General features: G+C 69.7%; 1 protein-coding gene. It reads right to left on the minus strand.

What is annotated here, in order from left to right; all coding sequences use genetic code 11:
- On the minus strand, positions 1–832 hold an 832-nt coding region (locus AQJ64_RS44875; RefSeq protein ID WP_107120655.1), incomplete at its 3' end, for an IS481 family transposase.
- Between the last annotated feature and the right edge of the window lie 84 nt (positions 833–916).

Raw genomic sequence — 916 nt, forward strand, 5'->3', positions numbered from 1 at the left:
CCAGTGCCGCCTGGGCCGCTTCGATGCTCTCGAACGCACCGCAGTCGTCGAGGAGTTCGCGCCGCAGGGTCTGATGGAACCGCTCGACCTTGCCCGTCGTGGTCGGCGACGCCGGCTGCGTCAGCCGGTGCGCGATCCCGTTCTCCCGGCAGATCCGGTCGAACAGCACCTCACCGCCCTGCCCGAACCGGTCGGTGAACTGCTTGCCGTTGTCGGTCAGCACCTCTTCCGGCACCCCGAACCTCCGCAGGGCCCCCGCGAATGCCGCGCAGACCGCCCGACCGGTCGCCCGCTCGACCACCGACGCGATCACGCAGTACCGGGAATGGTCATCCACACCGGTCACGACTTTGACCTCGGTCAGCTCACCGGTCACCGTGTCGACCAGCATCACGCCGCCGACGATGTCCATCTGCCACAACTGCATCGGCCTGTCCCGCTGCCAGCGCTTGTAATCCGACCGCTTCCGCCGCCGAACCCCCGGCTCCACCAGACCGTGACGGACCAGGATCCGATACACCGTCATCCGCGACGGCAGCGGGCTCACCGCCCCGGACCGCTCCAGCACATGAGCGATCCGCCGCGGCCCCCAGCGAGGGTGCTTGCGCCGCAGCTCGCACACGGCCGTCTCCACCTCGGCGGAAGCCTGATGCGGACACGAGGCCGGCCTGCGTGACCGGTCCGCCAGCCCCGCCAGGCCCGAGGCGGCATACCGCGACTTCCACCCGCTCACCGTCTGCCGCGACACCCCCAGCGACGCGGCGATCTCCGTCACCGTCGCGCCCGCCAGCACCGCGAGCACAGCCCGGTATCTCTGCTCGACAACCGACAACTCCACCAGAGCCAATCCCGGCCTCCTGCCACACGCCGCAACGACGTGCACAGAAAAGCCGATCACGGCCACCGTCAACCATCA

It is taken from the genome of Streptomyces griseoruber (genome assembly GCF_001514205.1).
Taxonomy (GTDB): Bacteria; Actinomycetota; Actinomycetes; order Streptomycetales; family Streptomycetaceae; genus Streptomyces; species Streptomyces griseoruber.